This window comes from Oleiphilus sp. HI0061 (genome assembly GCF_001635675.1).
This window is the reverse complement of the sequence record NZ_LWFE01000425.1, coordinates 1-1,342: the sequence shown is the minus strand read 5'-3', so window position 1 is coordinate 1,342 and position 1,342 is coordinate 1. Positions and strand designations below refer to the sequence as shown.

General features: G+C 44.8%; 1 protein-coding gene. It reads left to right on the top strand.

Annotated elements, in window-relative coordinates; genetic code table 11:
- Positions 1–1,197, top strand: a 1,197-nt coding sequence (locus A3735_RS05735) for an HD-GYP domain-containing protein (RefSeq protein WP_156499442.1), incomplete at its 5' end; no start/stop codon positions are given.
- Positions 1,198–1,342 lie beyond the last annotated feature (145 nt).

Below are 1,342 nucleotides of genomic sequence, written 5' to 3'. Positions count from 1 at the left end.
CTGAATATTCACAATTTAGTGTTTCATGGCGCCCCTTTAGATAGTTTATTAAAGGTTGTGATGGGCACCTTAATACTCGGCGCGTTTGTGGCGCTGGATTTATCTTTAGGTAGAGAGAAAGATATTGCTCAATATCTCATTAAGCAGTCGATGGCATTGCAGTTAAGGGAGAACTTTCTTTCCTTTGGTAAGAAGTTCTCGGCGGCGGCAATTGTATTGGTATTCAGTATCTCGACGGTATTCTTTTTGGTTATTAATAAAGACCTAAGTTGGTTGGTCGATAGTAGCCGTTATTTGGATATAAATGATGCGCGCATTAGCATTCTCAAAGAGGTAGCCTTCGTCGCTGCTGTCCTCTTGGTATATAGTATTCGGATCATATATTCCTATGTGACAAACTTGAATATGTACCTTTATTACCAGAATCATACCTTGTTTGAGGTGATGAATGGTGACCTGGAACAGCGAGTGCCGGTAGTCAGTCATGATGAGTTTGGGCGTATGGCTGAGGGTACCAATGCGATGATTGCCAGTTTGCAGCAGCATAGGGACGAACTTCAATTGACTCGAGATGTGTCTGTGCTAGCGCTAGCTTCGCTTGCAGAAACCCGGGACAATGAAACCGGTGGCCATATTCTGAGAACTCAGCATTACGTCCGTGTGCTAGCGGAACATTTGAGTGCACATCCCGACTTCAAAGACTATCTGGATGCTGAGACGGTGGATCTTTTATATAAGTCGGCACCTTTGCATGATGTGGGTAAAGTAGGTATTCCAGATAGTATCTTGCTCAAGCCAGGCAAGCTAACAGATGAAGAGTTCATGATCATGAAAACGCATGCGCAATTGGGGGCAGACTCTTTAGCGGTTGCCGAAGCCCGCTTGGGAAGCAATTCTTTCTTGCGTTATGCACGAGAGATTGCCGCCTCTCATCATGAAAAATGGGATGGTAGCGGATATCCTCAAGGCTTAAAGGGTGATGCTATTCCACTGTCTGCGCGTTTAATGGCTTTGGCAGATGTCTACGATGCTTTGATTAGTAAACGTGTATACAAGCCAGCTTTTGATCATGACAAAGCTAAGTCAATTATCCTTGATGGTGAAGGGAGCCACTTCGANCCCAGAGTGGTGGCTGCTTTCATATCGTGTGAGGGCGAGTTTACGGAGATTGCAGCAGAATATAAGGATGACCATTAGCGATGATGTCTTTTACGGAAATTGAAGAAAGAGCCTATGCTCGTCACGGCGGGGCAATGCAAGTTAATGCCACGCTTAACTCCCCCTTATCCTCAGATGAAATTTTAGCGATATCTGATGACCGTTGGCTATCTGCCTTCTCAAA